The organism is Myxococcus stipitatus DSM 14675, assembly GCF_000331735.1.
In the GTDB taxonomy this organism is placed as follows: Bacteria; Myxococcota; Myxococcia; order Myxococcales; family Myxococcaceae; genus Myxococcus; species Myxococcus stipitatus.
Map to the genome: position 1 here is coordinate 3,162,460 of NC_020126.1, position 15,575 is coordinate 3,178,034.

The following is a 15,575-nucleotide window of genomic DNA, read 5'->3' on the forward strand; positions in this document are numbered from 1 at the left end:
GGTACTCTCGTGGCTCCGCGATGTCAAGAATGGCTACAAGCAATTGCTCCGCGAGCCGGGAGCTATGGGGTGATATGTCTTTCAATGGGGCGAAGCGTGGCTCTACGTTTTGATATGTGTTTGTGACTCGGAATGGCTGGCGCGTCGCGTCGTCACGGAGGTGAGCCGAAAGTTCCAGGCGTCGGAATAGGACGCCGCGTGTGTGAGTTGAGCGCCGCCGAGTGGTCCTGCCCGCAGCAATTTCCGTCGACGCGGGATTGCTCCAACGGGGTCAACTCGGGCGGTTTGGGGGACCGTGGCTCGGACGCGGCGCGCCAGGGGCGGTGACGATGTGGCTCTTCAACTCATGGGATGACGGCGAATGAGATATCTTCTGCTCCTGCTACCTCTGCTTGCGGCATGTGCCTCCGTCCCCAAGGGGGAGGCGCCCCAGGCCGCCGCGCCGGTCTCCGATGTGGACCGGATTGTCCGAGACCTCTGTGGCAAGCAGGTGGCGCTGCTGGGCGAGGAGGCCCACCACGGCAGCGGGAGGACGGTCACCTTCAAGGTCGAGCTGGTGCGCAGGCTCGTGGAGGAGTGCCAGTTCGACGCCTTCTTCATCGAGGCGGGCACCTACGACTTCGTGAACATCGCGGAGCGCTTGAAGGCGGGCGAGCCCGTGGGCGAGGCGATGGTGGCGACGGCCATCGGCGGGCTGTGGGCCCATCAGGAGATGGCGCCCCTGGTTCCCTTCCTCACGCAGCGGCTCAACGCGGGGACGCTGGTCGCGGGCGGCCTGGATGACCAGCTCAACCGGGACACGTATGCCCATCGCCAGATGACCTCCGAGCTCCTCCCGCTGCTGGAGGGCGCGCGGCGGGAGGCGTGTGGCGAGGAGCTCGAGCGGTACATGGGCTGGCGATACGACGACGCCCATCCCTATACGGTCGACACGGTGGGGCGCGTTCGCGGTTGCTTCCGTGAGATGGCGTCCGCGCTCTCACGGCCGCGGGCGGCGGGGGGGCCCAGGACGCAGGGCTATCTCCAGATGGTCCACAGCCTGGACCGGTTCTTCGAGCGTCAAGCCGCGGGCTTCTCCCAAGCCTCCGAGAAGGGGCGCGGCGGGCGTGACTGGACTGCCTACAACGGGCGCGCCCGCTCCATGTTCACGAACCTGGAGTGGCACCTGGCCCAGTCTCCTCGGCCCCGGAAGGCGATTGTCTGGCTCGCCACCATCCATGCCGCGAAGGACTTCCGCGCGTTGGACGGAGACCTGCGAGAGGCCGTCCCCTTCGGGTCCTTCGTTCAAGCCCGGTTCGGGGCGGACGCCTTCGTGCTGGGCTTCTCCGCCCACGCGGGAAGCTACGCCCCCGTCAGCAACAAGCGCACGCAGGTCCTGGAGCCCGCACGGGCGGACTCGCTCGAGGGCTGGGCGTTCTCGGGCCAGGCCACGGAGACGCGGTATCTGGACGCGAGCCAGTTGCGCGACCTGGGCCCCAGGGCCGCCCGTCCCATCAGCTACGCGTGGATGACGGGGCCCTGGGCGACGGTCATGGATGGGCTGCTCGTCTTCCGGGAGGAGTCGCCGCCGAACGCGCTCGTCCGCTGACAGCCCGGACTTCGGGCGGGCACGCCTTCCGCGCGTGCCCGCCTCGTGGCTTGTCGTGGACTACGGGGCCCAGACCGGCCCGTTCCCCGTGACGGTCATCGCCTGCACGCTCGTGCGCAGCGGCGACGGGGTGGCCATGCCGGTGGCGGCATAGCCGAAGGTGCCGCCGGTGCTCTGGATGCCCTTCTCGAAGCTGACCACGGCGGTGCCTCGGGTGGGATGTGTCATCGTCACCGTGTACGTGGTCGACGTCTCGTTCAGCGTGAGCTGGAGGTTCGCGCCGCTCGCGTCCTTCGCCTGCACCACGTTCAGGAAGTGGCTCACCACCTGGCCGTTGGTTTCGACTTCACCCCGGAACTGGCCGACGGGGTACGTGTACGTGCCATTGGGGCGCAGGGGGCCGCGCTCGTCGATGACGCGCCGGGTGGGGGCCGCCGGCACCAGCGTGCTGACGCGCACCTCCTGGGTGCCGCTGGTCGCCGACCACGTGTTGCCGGTGAGCACGGGGTTGCTCGGGAAGTGGATGATGAAGGTCTTGTCGACCGAGGCGTTGGCATTCGAGCTCTCCACGCGGTCGAACACCACCAGCGTTTCGAGCGGACGCACGAACAGCGTCTCGCGAATCACGCGGCCCGAGTGCGGGTTGCCCACCTCCGCCTCGCGGTGCGCCCACTCGTCGTTCAAGTCGTAGACGCCCGTCAGGTCCACCGCGGCGTAGTTGATGACCGGCGTCGACTCGAGCCGCAGCATCTGGGGCGCGTGGTGGTAGTAGCCCACCGTGCCCCGGCCCTCGAACAGCAGGGTGTTGTGCGCCACGGGGGCCTCGGTGTCGACCGCCCCTTCGCCCGCGGGGCCGACAATCGTGTTCGCGTAGCCGACGGTCTCCCGCACCAGGAACTCGCCCGCGCGCCACACCTGGAAGTTGCCGGAGTCGCGGTGCGTGTGGCCCGCGTTGGCCGTCACGCCGAACTGGAGGTTGAGCACCGTGGCGTCGGCGGCCCACGCCGTCTTCGCGTAGACCATGCCCAGACCCGAGGCGTGGTAGTCGAGCGGCAGCTCACCGAGGCTGCGCGCGGGCACCGACGCCAGCGTGTCGCTGTAGACGTAGCGGATGTGACGCTCGTCGATGGGGTGCCCGGTGAGCTCCAGGAAGCGCTTGGCGTAGCCGGCGATGGGCTGCGTCGACCACTCCTCGATGAGCGGCGCGAAGTAGCTGCCCAGCAGCGTCTGCGCGGTGTTGCCCGGGGGATAGCGGGTCAGCCAGCGCTCGTCGTCGTTGTAGGGGAACGTCTCATACATCTGGAAGGTCCCCACGCGGGTGGGGCCCGGCGTCGTCGAGTAGATGGACCAGAAGACGGTCTCCATGAAGTGGCTCGTCTGGTTCCACATGTCATGGCCATACAGGCCGAGCGTGGTGAACGGGGCGGTCAGGTAGCCGAACGTCCGGCGGCCGTACGTGGAGCCCTCGTGGGGCGCCCCGCCCTTGCCCTCGGTCTGGAGGTAGGGCTTCAGCGAGAACTGCCAGCGCGACTTCATCGCGTACTGGAGCAGGGTGTCGGCGTACGGCTGGTTCTCATGCCACGTGGCGATGGCCCAGAGAATCGAGTTGCGGAAGTAACCCGTGTAGTAGTTGTTGCCCTCCATGCCGATGCCGCCCCACGCCTTGTCGTTGAGCTTGCTGATGGCGGTGTTCCAGCGGTCCTGGAGGGTCGTGAGCTCCGCGGGCAGCAGGTGGGCGAAGCACCAGTCGTAGGTGAGGATGGCGGCCTCTCCGTACCAGCGGGCCGGGTCGCTGGCGGCGGAGGTGTCCAGGACGGTGACCTGGGTGTTCACCGCCCAGGTGATGGCGGCGCGGCACGAGGCCGCCGAGCCCGTGATGAGCGAGTGCATGGCCGCGTCGATGGCCTGGTCGGGGCCCTGCACGTTCGTCGCCGGCGTGTAGGGGTTCTGCGCGAAGTGCGCCTGGGCTCGGGCCAGCCGGTTCCCGGTGAACCAGATGCGCGGGTGGGTGGTGGGGATGTTGAGGACCACGGGCGCCCCGTTGGCGATGGTGACGGTGATGGGGGCGGAGGTGGTGTGGTTGCCGGCGCGGTCCCGGGCGACCGCCGTCACGGGGAAGGTGCCGTCGCTCAAGATGGTGGTGGAGACGGTGACCCAGTACGGATAGCTCACGTCCTCGGCGCCCACGTTCTGGCCATTCACCCGGAGCTGCACGCCCGCGAGGCTCATGTTGTCGGAGGCGCTCATCTTGAACGTGACGGTGCCGCCCATCGTCAGGCCGCTCGCGGGGGAGACAATCTGGACCTCGGGCGGGACGTTGTCCGGGGGCGGTGCGCTCACGTTGATGGCCACCGGCGCGGACGTGGTGACGTTGCCGACGGCGTCGCGCGCCACGGCGGTCAGCTGGCGGATGCCGTAGGGCAGGAGGTTCTCGGTGTCGAGCAGCACCGTCCAGGGCGCCGCCTCATCGGCCGCGCCGACCGGGACGCCGTCGAGCTCGACGTGGACCCGGGTGACGCCCACGTCGTCGGTCGCGTTCATGCGCACGGAGAACAGGCCGCTCACCGTCGCGCTCGCCGTGGGGTCGATGATGGACACCTGCGGAGGCGCGGTGTCGATGATGGGGTTGTTGACGGTGATGCGCACGCCGGCGGAGGTCGTGAGGTTGCCCGCGGCGTCGCGCGCGTGGGCGGTCAGCACATGGTCGCCATTGCGCAGCTGCGTGGTGTCGAGCTGCGCCGAGGACAGGTTCCGGCCATCGACGCGAAGCTGCGTGCTCGTGACGCCGACGTTGTCGCTCGCGCTCGCGGTGATTCCGATGGTGCCCTGCACCGTCGTGCCGTTGGCGGGGGCGGTGATGGCGACCGTCGGAGGCGTGGTGTCGCTGCGCGGCCCCGGCTCGGTGTACTCGAGGGTGAGCACGGGCCGGCGCGCCGGCTCGGTGGCCAGCTGGGTGAACACCTTGGCCACCTTGCTGAGCTGGGTGTTGGCCAGCAGGATGCCCTGGTTGGTGGACGGGTCATCCACCCACGACTGCACCACCGCGACGTTGAGCGGCACGTCGTGGAAGCTCACGGTGGTGGGGAACGTGGTGAGCTCGAACGTCGTCCCGGCGACCAGGTCCGTCCCCGGGCCCTGCGCACCCAGTTGGTTCCACTCCAGGCCATTCTCGCGGAACTGCCAGCCCAGCGTGCTGGCCTGGAGGTTCCAGGGCGTCTGGACGTAGGAGCCTCGAATCGTGAACCCGCTGTGCCAGGTCTCCACCGCCAGGCGCAGCGTCGCGCTCTGAATCACGGACCCCGTTGGGATGCCGAGCTGGGGGAAGCGCAGCAGCGCCTCGATTTCGTAGTCCGGTGTCTGGAAGACGCCGATGAGCGACTCGTTGCGATACGCCGAGCCGTTCTGGGTCATCCCCTGGCTCGTGATGGCCACGGACTCCAGCGTCGTCACCGGCACCGTCACGGCCTGTCGAGCCGTCCCCGTGGCCTGTGTGGGTTCGGCTTCCTTCGAGCAGCCCGCGAACATGAGGATGGACAGCACTCCTGAATACAACCGCATCAAGCGGCTTTGTCTTGAGTTCATGGTTTCTCAGTTAGTAGCAAGTGTCCGTCCGGTCCTCCAGTGGCACCTGTCACCACCCTGTCAGGAAGCCTCGGTGGGCAGGTCCCTGGCTCGCGGTTCAGCCCGTGGTCTCGGAGCCCTGTATGCAATTTCGTCCCTACGCCAAGATTTCCGCGCCTGGAGAGTCGCGAGCCCAGCCCAGTCCTGGTGGCGCTTGGATTGCCTTGGAGAAGCTCCACGGCGCCCAGCTCGTCATCGCCGTGAGCGCGGGGGAGGTGCGCTTCGGCAAGCGCAAGGCGTGGCTCGCCGACGGTGAGCCCTTCTTCGGCTGGCAGTTGCTGCGCGCGCAGTTGAGCACCGCCGTCCGGAAGATGGTGCGCTCGCTCGGCGCCGAGGAGTCCTCCGTCTATTTCTACGGAGAGCTGCTGGGGGGGCACTACCCGCACCCGGACGTCGCGCCGGTCCCCGGTCTCTCGGCGGTGCAGACGGGTGTCTGGTATTCCCCCGCGCTGCACTGGTTTCCGTTCGATGTGCTCGTCGCCCGCACCCCGGAGGACGAGGGGCTCCTGCTGGCGCACCGAGACCTGGAGCGCGCCGCTCACGAGGTGGGCTTGATGACACCGCCTGTGCTCCGTCGGGGCACTCGCACCGACGTCAACACCGTGCCCACGCGCCGGCCTTCGCTCGTGCCGGCGATGCTCGGACTTCCCGCGCTCGACGCGAACATCGCGGAGGGGCTCGTCCTCAAGAGCGAGCAGCCCGCGCCGCCTGGCGCCCGGGTCGCCAGCAAGCGGAAGATCGAGGAGTTCAACGAGGGACGCTTCGACGAGAGCGAGGCCTGGAACCCGAATCAAGCCCTCTCGGCCGAGGCGCTGGGGGCCTGGGCCTTGCGCCTGGTCAATCCCGCGCGCGTCGCCAGCGCCCTCTCCAAGCTGGGCAAGGGCCCCTTGGAGCCGCTGTTGGAGGAGGTCATCCTCGATGTGCGCGTCGACTTGGAGCTGGCCTTCCCCACGGCCTGCGGCGCGCTGGGGCTGGCGGAGGAGGAGCACCTCTCCGCCCGCATCCGGGAGCGCGCGCTGCCGCTGCTCCAGGCCGCGCTCGGGTGAGCGAGAAGGGGCGCCCGGTCACTCCGGGGCGTCCCAGGTCGCCCTCACGCCGTCGAGCCAGGGCCGGAGCATCTGGCCCACCACCTCCACGGAGAGGTCCTCCCCGGCCCGCCGGAAGAGGGCATAGGGCGCATAGGCCTCGAGGATGCTCATCTCCTGGTGGCAGTCCTCTCGCGTGAAGGCCGCGAAGACGGGGATGGCCTCATGGTTGTCGGGCCACGCGTCGACGTAGGGCGTCGTGAGCGGGTCCCAGAAGGGCGCTGCCATGGGCGCGGCGAGGTTGACGGTGTCGTCCTCGCCCTCGCGCGCGGCGTTCGAGGCGGCCTCCACGTCAGGGGTCTCCCGCTGGGAGAAGATGAGCTCATGGTGGACGGCGTCATCCGCCTCGTCGTTCCAGTACTGCGCGACGAGGAACAGCGCCGAGCGGAGGCTGGGGTGTCGCTGGAAGCAGCGTCGCACCACGGGCTCGATCATCTTCTGGAGGAACTGTTCGCGAAGCGCGGCGGTCTCGGCGGGGGTGTATTTCGGAGAGCTCATGTCGTGTCTCGGCAGAGGGCCCACTGCGTCTTGCGTGCATCGTCGGAAAGACGGTGCAGGTAGCATTCGAGGATGAGCGGCGTGCCGTCCGCGCAGCGCGCCCGCGCCCACTCCAGTCCGAACGTGTCGGGCTGCAACGGGTGATGGGCGTCGCGGTCCCCGGGATTGGCGGACAGGTGCACCTCATCGATGAGGGGGTAGTCCTGGAGGCGCCGCCACACCGCGCCTGACAACACCCCCGAGGTCCGCTGGATGTGCAGGTGCGAGACATCCACCGCCAGCTTCAACCCCAGGTCCATCGCCCACGTGAGCGCGTCCCCGGTGCCCAGCGCGTAGCCCGGATACATCGTCTCCAGCGTGAGCGCGTGGAACGCCCCCGACTCGGCGCGCTGTCGCCAGGGGGCGCTGGCCGGGTCCACGTCGCGCGGAGGGTGCACGGAGTCCGCGTCGACCAGGCACTCCGCGCTGGGAGACCAGACGGGCCGCCGGAGCGCGCGGGCATCGAAGCCATGGTGGGTGCGCACGGGCACGCCCCGGCGGCGCAGGCCCTCCACGAAGTCGTGGGACGGCGCGTTGCCCGGGGTGAGCTGGAGCGCCTCCGCACCGAGCGCGAGCAGCGCATCGGCGGCGTCCTGCATGGGGCGTCCTTGGAGACAACTCAGGGCGAGATAGAGCATGAGACGCGGGCCCCGGGAGCGAGGCCGCGCGAGCTTATGCCGAAGCGCCCTTCGAGCGTCAGACGACCGCTTGCTCGCGTTGCATCAGCGTGGCCACCACGCGCTGGAGGGCCTGGAGCTGGTGGAGCCGGTCCTTCAGCTCCCCGCGCATCTCGCGGCCGTCGGTGTGGAGGACTTCGTCGTGCAGCTCCTCGATGCTCTCGGCCAGGCACGAGTTGAGGAGATGGATCTGCTGCTGGGAGAGCTCCAGGACCATGAGACACCCCTTCCGTCAGCGAAACAGCGAAGGCACTTCCCCCCTCGCACCGAAGCGTGCGAGCGCGCGCGTCAGGCCCACGGGACTGATGCCGCTGTTCCCGCTGCCTGGCGCGCAGGTCGTCGCGGAACAGGCGGGACGGTAGCACGCGTGTGTCGGCCACCCGGAGGACCCGGCCCGACGGAACCTGGCGAGATGTTCATTGGCTTACAGCGGCGGAACGTGCCGCGTCGCCGGGAGCACACGTCTTCGAGACGCGCGGCTTCCACCGGCGGATGCGAGCGCGGCGCCTTCGTTGCCGAGGCGCCGCGCCGCGAACGGACTACCGGAGCGCGATGAGCGAGGCCACGAGCAGCGAGACGACGCTCATGACCTTGATGAGGATGGCGACGCCCGGACCGGAGGTGTCCTTGAACGGGTCACCGACCATGTCACCGACGACGGCGGCCTTGTGGACCTGCGAGCCCTTCGCGTGGCCCGGCAGCTTGCCCTTCTCGATGAACTTCTTGGCGTTGTCCCACGCGCCACCCGCGTTCGCCATGTAGAGCGCCATGGTGGCGCCCACGACGAGCGAGCCGGCCAGCAGACCCGCCAGCGCGCCCGGGCCCAGCAGGTAGCCCACCAGCGGCGGGGCCACGACGGCGACGAGGCCCGGGAAGATCATCTCGCTCAGCGCGCTCTTGGTCGCGATGTCGACGATCTTCTTCGGGTCGGGGTCCGCCTTGAGCTCCATCAGGCCCGGAATCTCACGGAACTGACGGCCAATCTCCTCCACGATGGCGCCGGCGGCGCGACCCACCGCGAGCATCGTCGAGGCGCCGACGAGGAACGGGAGGATGGAGCCCAGCAGCAGGCCGACGATGACGTTCGGGTTGGTGAGCTGGAGGCTCATCTCCGCCATGCCGGCGGCGACGCGGGTGTGGTTGACCTCCAGGTTGAACGCGGAGAACAGCGCGATGACGGTGAGGGTGGCGGAGCCGATGGCGAAGCCCTTGCCGATGGCCGCCGTGGTGTTGCCCACCGCGTCCAGCTCGTCGGTGATGGCGCGGACCTCGGGACCCAGGCCGGACATCTCGGAGATGCCGCCCGCGTTGTCGGAGATGGGGCCGTACGCGTCCACCGTCATCACGACGGCGGTGCCGCCCAGCATGCCCACGGCCGACAGCGCGATGCCGTACAGGCCCAGCGCCCGGTCCGCGATGTACGCCACGATGGCGATGGTCAGCATGGGGATGCCCACGCTCTCCATGCCCACCGCGAGGCCGCGGATGAGGTTGGTGCCAGCGCCGGTGACGGAGGCCTCGGCGATGCGCTGCACGGGCTTGGAGGACGTGTAGTAGTCGGTGACCAGACCGATGATGGCGCCACCGAAGGCGCCCGCGGCCAGGGCCACGGTGATGGCCTGGGACAGGCCGAACACGTTCATCATCACGAACGACAGGGCCACCAGGATGACGGGGGGCATGATGAGCGCGCTGCGCAGCACCTGCGCGGGGTTCATGTGCTTGAGGGCCCGCGCGATGAAGATGCTCAGCAGGCTGACCAGCATGCCCACGGCGGACAGCACCAGGGGCAGCATCACGCCAGCCACCTTGGCCAGGCCCGTGGCGGAGGGGTCCACCACCAGGCGCGCCAGGTCCGTGGCGTTCGCCGTCAGGGCAATCGCCATGGCGGCGACGATGGCGGCCACCATGGACTCGTAGATGTCGGCGCCCATGCCGGCCACGTCGCCCACGTTGTCGCCCACGTTGTCGGCGATGACGCCCGGGTTGCGCGGGTCGTCCTCGGGGATGTTCTCAATCACCTTGCCGGCGATGTCGGAGCCGACGTCCGCCGCCTTGGTGTAGATGCCGCCGCCCACGCGGGCGAAGAGCGCGATGGAGCTGGCGCCCACGGCGAAGGAGTGGAGGATGGGGGACAGCTGCGGGTGGCCCTGGAAGGCGTAGTACACGCCGCCCATGCCCAGCAGGCCCAGGCCGGCGACGGCCAGACCCATGACCGCGCCGCCATCCAGCGCGACGAGCAGGGCGTTCGGCTTCGAGCCGGTCCGCGCCGCCTGCGCCGTGCGCACGTTCGCGAACGTCGCGGCCTTCATGCCGATGTAGCCGGCGAGCAGCGACAGCACCGCGCCAATCACGAAGCTGGCGCTCGCGAGCCAACCCAGCGCCAGGCCGATGACCACCGCCACGACCGCGCAGTAGAGGGCGAGCACCTTGTACTCGCGCACGAGGAACGCCATCGCGCCTTCGCGGATGTAGCCCGCGATGCGGTTCATCGTCGCGTCACCGTCGGGGAGGGCCTTGACGCGGAAGTAGAAGAACGCAGCGAAGAGCAACCCCACGGCGCCGACAACGCCCGGTGCGACTGCCCAGAAACTCGACTCGAGACTCGACAACTCCATCCATTCCTCCAGAGCAGTCCCGGGGCCTGACACCCCCCTTCTGGGTCGCTCGTATGCCGCACATTTGGCGCGAAGGGCCTATACGGGATTTCCGAGCGAGCTGGGAGTCTCCTCACCAGGGATGGCGAGGGTGGGGCGGCCGGGATGGCCGGGGGGCTTGTGCAGGCAGAGCGGAAGTGGGCCGCCCCTGGGGCGCCCGGCCGGACGCCGTCTGGCGGGGGGCTCGAGGCCCCTCCGCCGCAGGAGAACCCCGTGCGCCCGAGGATGGCGCACCTCGTCAGGCTCGGTGTCTCACGCGTGCGACGGCGCTCACGGGGGCCCATTCGCACGGTGCAGCAATTAGATGAACTGTACTCTGATTTTATTGTTTCTACGGTGACGGCGGGCAGCGCCCCCCTCGGACCTCGGTGGGGAGGGGGGCACCCCGCGACGGCTACAGGTCCTTCACGGCGTCATACAGGCTGCCCGCCGTGTCGTAGCTGAAGTACGGGCCTTGCCACTTGTAGATGCGCGTGGGGTCGGAGTTCCAGAACATCCAGCTGTTCACCGAGTAGAGATAGGCCCAGAAGTTCTGGCCATAACTCTCCAGCCACGGCCCGCCGCTGGCGCCGCCCGTCATGGTGCAGGAGTTGGTGGGGAAGCCGCTCTCGTTCCAGCTGGTGCCCGGGCAGTTGTGCAGCGCGCTCCCGTTGTACGGCGGGTCCGCGGGGTAGCCGAACTGGACGATGTACGCGCCGTAGGCCTCGCCCCACTTGATGCCCTGGCCGCCCACGGCATCGACGATGCGCGTGCCGCTTCGGAGGTTCATCACCGCGGCGCCCACGTCGAAGGCGCGGTCCGCGCTGTTGATCCACCCGTTCTTGGACCAGAGCCCGGACGCCGTCCACGTGCCGTGCGGCGAGCCCTGGTGATAGGCGGGCACGAAGACCCAGTTGGTGAACCAGCCGCGGCCAGAGCCTCCGCCGTGCACGCAGTGTCCCGCGGTGAAGACCACGCGTTTGCTGTTGCTGTTCACCGTGCTGCCGGAACAGCTCCGGTTGCGTCCCTGGTCATCGGTATAGAAGACGCGACCGGTCATCGAGCTCACGTCCGCCAGCGGGGAGACACCGCCTCGTGGCTCGACGCCGTCCTCGCGACGAAGGACGTTCTCGGGGGCCACGGCCTTGAGGCTGAGGGGCGCTTTGCCCGAAGTCGTGGGGACCTCCGCCGGCAGCGCCGAGGCCATGCGCTCCGGCGTCCAGTACGCGAGGACGCGGGCTTCGTCTTGCGCGACCGTGAGCGTGGAGGCGCTCGCGTTGTCCGCGGGATCCGCGCCCGCGGGGGTGACACCGCCGAGGACTCCGAGCATCAGGGTTGCAACGGCCACTCGACTTCGCGACACGAAGGGCATCGGCCAGCCTTTCCAGGGATGACTGCGGATGAGGGCAGGCATCGTCCGGGTTGACTGGCGGGAGACTCAATACGCGGAACCTCGTAGCAGGAGGCCTCGGTCTCTCCTCACCTGCGAGGCGTGGGCTTGGGTGGAGCCGGGCGACGCAAGAGGTCCTCCAGGCTCCTGCGCGCTTGATTCAACGGGTCCTGCGCGGACTTGGGTACGGGCAGCGCGGGGAGCAGGCTCTTCACCAGGTCTTCGGGGGCGCCCGCGCTCACGCGTGGGTCCATCACGGTTCCGGTGATGGTGAGCGGAATGGACACGGGCGCACCGCGTGGCACGGCGCCTCGGGTGAGGCTGGAGACGAAGTCTCGGGAGACCTTCACCGTTCCCTTCAATTCCAAGCGCTGGTCCAGCCCCACGCGCCCCGCCACCGTCCCTCCGCCGAGGTCTGATTGGAACGCCATGGGCTGGATGAACGAGACCCATCCCCTCTGCACCTTGAAGCGCGCATCCAGGTCCTTGAAGTGTGTGCCGCGCCCCGCCTTCTGGACAGACTCCGAGGCGCCTTTCTGGCCCAACGACAGGAGTCCCTGGGTGAGGACCGGCGTGAGCGTGGCGCCCAGGTCTGTCTGGGTGAAGACGCCCTCGCGAAGCTGGAGGGTGCCCGTCCCCGTCATCTCCTGACGGATGCGCGTCCAGTCGAGCCCCGTGCCGGTGAGCTCCAGTTGTCCACTCGCCTTGCCTTGCACGGGCGTGTTCCCCGACAGGGCGGTGAAGGCCTGGGCCGTGTCCAGTCCTTCCAGCTTCGCCTTCAGGCTCCACTTCGGCCTGGCCTGGGTGAGGTCCACCTGCGTGCCCGCGATATCGGCCTGTCCTCCGTAGAGCCGGGCCCGGCCCTGCTCGAGGTGGAGCCGTCCGTCATCCAGCCGGGCGTGTGCATCCACCTCCGTGAGCGTGAGCGGCCCATGGCGGACCCGGTCGAACTTCACGGTGCCCTCCACGTCCACCTTCCCCAGGGACCTGCGCACCGACGCGGGCAGCGCGGTGGGGGAGGGCGCCGCGCTTCGAGGCTTCGGCGCCGGCTCACCCAACAGGTGCTGGAGGTCCAGGTCGGAGCCCTGGAGGTCGAAGCGCACGCGCATGGGGGCGAGCTGGACGGAGGCGGTTCCTCCCAACTCCACGCCCGCTCCCGAGAGCGCGAGGCGCGAGAAGCCCACCTGTGTGGCCTTCACCTCGTCCGGGTCGACGCGTGCGTTGAACGTGAAGGCGCCGCTGGCGGGGTCTCCTCGGAGCTTCAGCCCCGTCACGGCGCCGTGGCCGTCGACGACATACCGGCCTTCGAGTGTCTTCACGTCCGCGTCGACGCTGACCTCGCCTCCGGTGAAGGACTCGGCCTGGGACGCGGGGAGGAAGTCGCGGAGCGCGTGGACGGACAAGTTCTTGCCACGCAGGTGCATCGTCACGTGTGGCCAGCGTTTGTTCGTGGGCCGCGGGTCCACCTTGAAGTCGGCCTCCACGTTCTGCTCGGCGCTGGCCCACGCCGCCTTCAGCATCCCTTCGAGCGGCAGGCCCACGCCCACGTTCTCCAGCTCCAGGTCGATATCGCGCAGCGCCACGGAGGCATTGCCCTGGGCCGCCTGGGTGTCCACCACGTTCACGATGCCGTGCTGGAGGCGGATGTGCTCGACGGACGCCTGCCGGGACGACTGCTCGACGGGAGGTGAGGAGGGCGGGGCATCGGCGGGTGGCTGTCCCACCGACTCGGAGTTCCACGTCCCGTCCGCACGGCGCACCAGGTTGACGCGCGGCTCGTCGAGCGTCAACGAGCCCACGCGCACCTCCTTGCCGAGGCTGCGCACCAGCGGCCAGAGCCGCACGGTGGCCGTGGCGCGGGGGACCTCCAGGAAGGGAGGCTCGTTCTCCTGTCCCCGCGCGCGGAGGTTCATCAAGGTGACGCCCGGGGTCGGGAACCAGCGGGGCGAGAGCTGCTCCACGGTGACGCGCTGGCCCAGCGCGCGGCTCGCGGCGGTCTCCACCTGACCGCGCAAGCGCTCACCCACCCAGGTGGGCTCGAGCAGTACCACGCCCGCGATGAGCACACCTGCGACGACGATGAGCCCCAGCGCGACCATCCAGGCTCGGCGAAGGAGGGTGGAGTGATTCCTCTTCATTGCTCCAATGAGTGTGCAGTCCCAGCTCCGAACGCGCCCCCTCGCGCGCCAGGGAGACGGTGGGACGCCTTATTCCTCTCGGACAAGGCGAACATGGGAAATTACTGTTATCCTGGATTTGCAGTAGTAATTCGATGTATTGAGAGTCTTCCATCTCCGCATGAGGAGGCTCTGTGATTCGCTGGCAGGTTCCTGGACGCTGGAAGTCTGGCTTCGTCGCGATGTCCCTGATGTTGGGTGCTTGTGGAGAACCTGGTGGAGAGGATGAGACGCGGAACTGGGTCTCCACACCGTCTCCGCTCGTGGCTCCGCAAATCATCATCACGCCCACCATGGTCCAGCCGGATGGCTTCCGGCCCACGCTGGGCGCGTATCAGAAGCTCTATGACGAGCAGACGCTCCTCGGAGACCCGCGAGGCTCGTGGACCTTCAAGCCCGCGACGACCTGGGGCAACGTCGCGTACCAGGAGAACCAGTACCCCATGGGTTTCGTCATCGACCTGGGGCAGCTCTACGACGTGACGCAAGTCGGCGTGTTCGACACCTACGACAACGTCGGCAGGGATGGGTACGTCTACTTCAGCACGGGGACCCCAGGCGCGTGGACGGCGCTGCCCCCGCTGCTCACCGACCAGTGGGAGCAGTGGCGGCTCATCACCGTCGGCGTGCGCACGCGCTACCTGCACTTCGCGCGCAACATGGACGGCGCCTCCAATGAAATCGTCGTCTTCGGCACCCCGGCGGGCACGGCGCCCAACGCTCCTCCCACCGCGTCAGCGGGGTTGGACCAGACGTTGGTGCTGCCCACGTCGTCCGCGCAGCTGACGGGGACGGCCAGCGACAGCGACGGGCAGGTGGCCTCCCAGCAGTGGTCGCAGGTCTCCGGGCCCAACTCCGCCACGCTCTCGGGCGCGAGCACGCTGAGCGCCACGGTGACGGGGCTGGTGGAGGGGCTCTACGAGTTCGAGCTGCGGGTGACGGACAACCACGGTGCGAGCGCGACGTCACGCACCAAGGTCCGCGTGGAGCGCGCCATCAGCGGGCGCGGCACCATCGTGGCCATCGACGATGTGGGCGACACGCAGGGAACCTATGGCTACATCCTGTATCTGCCGGCCGGTTACGAGACGCGCGACAACTGGCCCATCGTCTTCTTCCTGCACGGCCATGGGCAGCGGGGGAATGGCAAGGGGACTGAGCTGGCGAAGGTCTTCGAGCAGGGGCTCCCCGCCTACTACAGTCGATATGGCAAGGATTATCCGTTCATCATGGTGGCGCCGCAGACCGCCTACTTGTGGAACGACTATGAAATCCAGCACGACCTGAACACGTTCTTCGAGCGGATGCTGACGACGTACAAGGTCAACCGGAAGCGGGTGTACATGACAGGGCTCAGCATGGGGGGCGCGGGGACGTTCGCCTTCGCGGGCTACCTCTCCTCGAAGCTGGCGGCGGCCGCGCCTGTCTGCAATGGCGGCGACGGCTCCTCTCCGACGCTCGGCCAGAACATCGTGAACGCGAACCTCCCCATCTGGGCAGTCCATGCCAGGAATGACACGGCGTCCTATAACCAGACGGCTCGCTGGTTCACCCACATCGGCAACGCCATGGGCAACCCGCTGGGCGTCATGGATGCACCCTCCATCCCAAGCCGAGACCAGACCGCGTTCTATCGACCGGCGACGAATACGTGGCAGTGGGTGGACGGCTTCACCGACCATGACGCGAATGGCAATCCACCCGAACGACCGATGATTCTCACGCTCTTCACCACGGGAGGGCACAACATCTGGGATCGTGTCTACCACGAGGACCCCCGGATCCTGAGCTGGATGCTCGCGCAGCAGCGCCCCTGAGCTTGTTTTCGCGACACACCCCGCGACAATGTCAGGCGTTCACCCAT

Annotated in this window: 10 protein-coding genes; 3 read left to right on the forward strand and 7 right to left on the reverse strand. The window is 68.6% G+C overall.

Features of this window, described 5'->3' with window-relative positions:
• Positions 1-361 precede the first annotated feature (361 nt).
• Positions 362-1,588, forward strand: coding sequence for an erythromycin esterase family protein (locus tag MYSTI_RS12410; protein ID WP_015348098.1), 1,227 nt, complete (start codon positions 362-364; stop codon positions 1,586-1,588).
• A 60-nt stretch (positions 1,589-1,648) separates the two neighbouring features.
• On the opposite strand, the gene MYSTI_RS45280 is transcribed toward MYSTI_RS12410, so the two are convergent.
• The gene (locus tag MYSTI_RS45280) at positions 1,649-5,170 is read right to left on the reverse strand and encodes an Ig-like domain-containing protein (protein ID WP_015348099.1); all 3,522 of its coding nucleotides are present in this window, start codon (positions 5,168-5,170) and stop codon (positions 1,649-1,651) included.
• A gap of 122 nt (positions 5,171-5,292) precedes the next feature.
• Between MYSTI_RS45280 and MYSTI_RS12420 the strand changes: the two genes are divergently transcribed.
• Positions 5,293-6,255 (forward strand): RNA ligase family protein, encoded by a 963-nt coding sequence (locus MYSTI_RS12420; RefSeq protein ID WP_015348100.1) that lies wholly within the window; start codon positions 5,293-5,295, stop codon positions 6,253-6,255.
• 18 nt (positions 6,256-6,273) lie between these two features.
• On the opposite strand, the gene MYSTI_RS12425 is transcribed toward MYSTI_RS12420, so the two are convergent.
• From MYSTI_RS12425 to MYSTI_RS12450, 6 genes are all read right to left on the reverse strand, one after another.
• The gene (locus MYSTI_RS12425) at positions 6,274-6,792 is read right to left on the reverse strand and encodes a hypothetical protein (protein WP_015348101.1); all 519 of its coding nucleotides are present in this window, start codon (positions 6,790-6,792) and stop codon (positions 6,274-6,276) included.
• Positions 6,789-7,430, reverse strand: a complete 642-nt coding sequence (locus MYSTI_RS43785; RefSeq protein ID WP_015348102.1) for a hypothetical protein — start codon at positions 7,428-7,430, stop codon at positions 6,789-6,791. The genes MYSTI_RS12425 and MYSTI_RS43785 overlap by 4 nt, the downstream gene beginning before the upstream one ends.
• Positions 7,431-7,527: 97 nt before the next feature.
• Entirely contained in the window at positions 7,528-7,725 is a 198-nt protein-coding gene (locus tag MYSTI_RS12435) for a hypothetical protein (RefSeq protein WP_015348103.1), read from the reverse strand.
• Positions 7,726-8,047: 322 nt separating this feature from the next.
• A complete protein-coding gene (locus tag MYSTI_RS12440) occupies positions 8,048-10,126 on the reverse strand; it encodes a sodium-translocating pyrophosphatase (protein ID WP_015348104.1) in 2,079 nt (692 codons plus the stop codon).
• 433 nt (positions 10,127-10,559) lie between these two features.
• Positions 10,560-11,492, reverse strand: coding sequence for a trypsin-like serine peptidase (locus MYSTI_RS12445; RefSeq protein ID WP_144370061.1), 933 nt, complete (start codon positions 11,490-11,492; stop codon positions 10,560-10,562).
• A gap of 131 nt (positions 11,493-11,623) precedes the next feature.
• On the reverse strand, positions 11,624-13,672 hold the full coding sequence (locus MYSTI_RS12450; RefSeq protein WP_233278247.1) for an AsmA family protein: 2,049 nt from the start codon (positions 13,670-13,672) through the stop codon (positions 11,624-11,626).
• A gap of 173 nt (positions 13,673-13,845) precedes the next feature.
• Between MYSTI_RS12450 and MYSTI_RS12455 the strand changes: the two genes are divergently transcribed.
• Positions 13,846-15,528 carry a carboxylesterase family protein gene (locus MYSTI_RS12455; protein ID WP_015348107.1) on the forward strand — a complete coding sequence of 561 codons (1,683 nt, stop codon included), beginning with the start codon at positions 13,846-13,848 and terminating at the stop codon, positions 15,526-15,528.
• Positions 15,529-15,575: the final 47 nt, after the last annotated feature.

What these genes read in the sequence shown, in the direction of transcription:
- MYSTI_RS12410 (WP_015348098.1), top strand. Translation starts at nt 362, where the DNA reads ATGAGATATCTTCTGCTCCTGCTACCTCTGCTTGCGGCATGTGCCTCC.
- MYSTI_RS45280 (WP_015348099.1), bottom strand. Translation starts at nt 5,170, where the DNA reads ATGAACTCAAGACAAAGCCGCTTGATGCGGTTGTATTCAGGAGTGCTG.
- MYSTI_RS12420 (WP_015348100.1), top strand. Translation starts at nt 5,293, where the DNA reads ATGCAATTTCGTCCCTACGCCAAGATTTCCGCGCCTGGAGAGTCGCGA.
- MYSTI_RS12425 (WP_015348101.1), bottom strand. Translation starts at nt 6,792, where the DNA reads ATGAGCTCTCCGAAATACACCCCCGCCGAGACCGCCGCGCTTCGCGAA.
- MYSTI_RS43785 (WP_015348102.1), bottom strand. Translation starts at nt 7,430, where the DNA reads ATGCAGGACGCCGCCGATGCGCTGCTCGCGCTCGGTGCGGAGGCGCTC.
- MYSTI_RS12435 (WP_015348103.1), bottom strand. Translation starts at nt 7,725, where the DNA reads ATGGTCCTGGAGCTCTCCCAGCAGCAGATCCATCTCCTCAACTCGTGC.
- MYSTI_RS12440 (WP_015348104.1), bottom strand. Translation starts at nt 10,126, where the DNA reads ATGGAGTTGTCGAGTCTCGAGTCGAGTTTCTGGGCAGTCGCACCGGGC.
- MYSTI_RS12450 (WP_233278247.1), bottom strand. Translation starts at nt 13,672, where the DNA reads ATGAAGAGGAATCACTCCACCCTCCTTCGCCGAGCCTGGATGGTCGCG.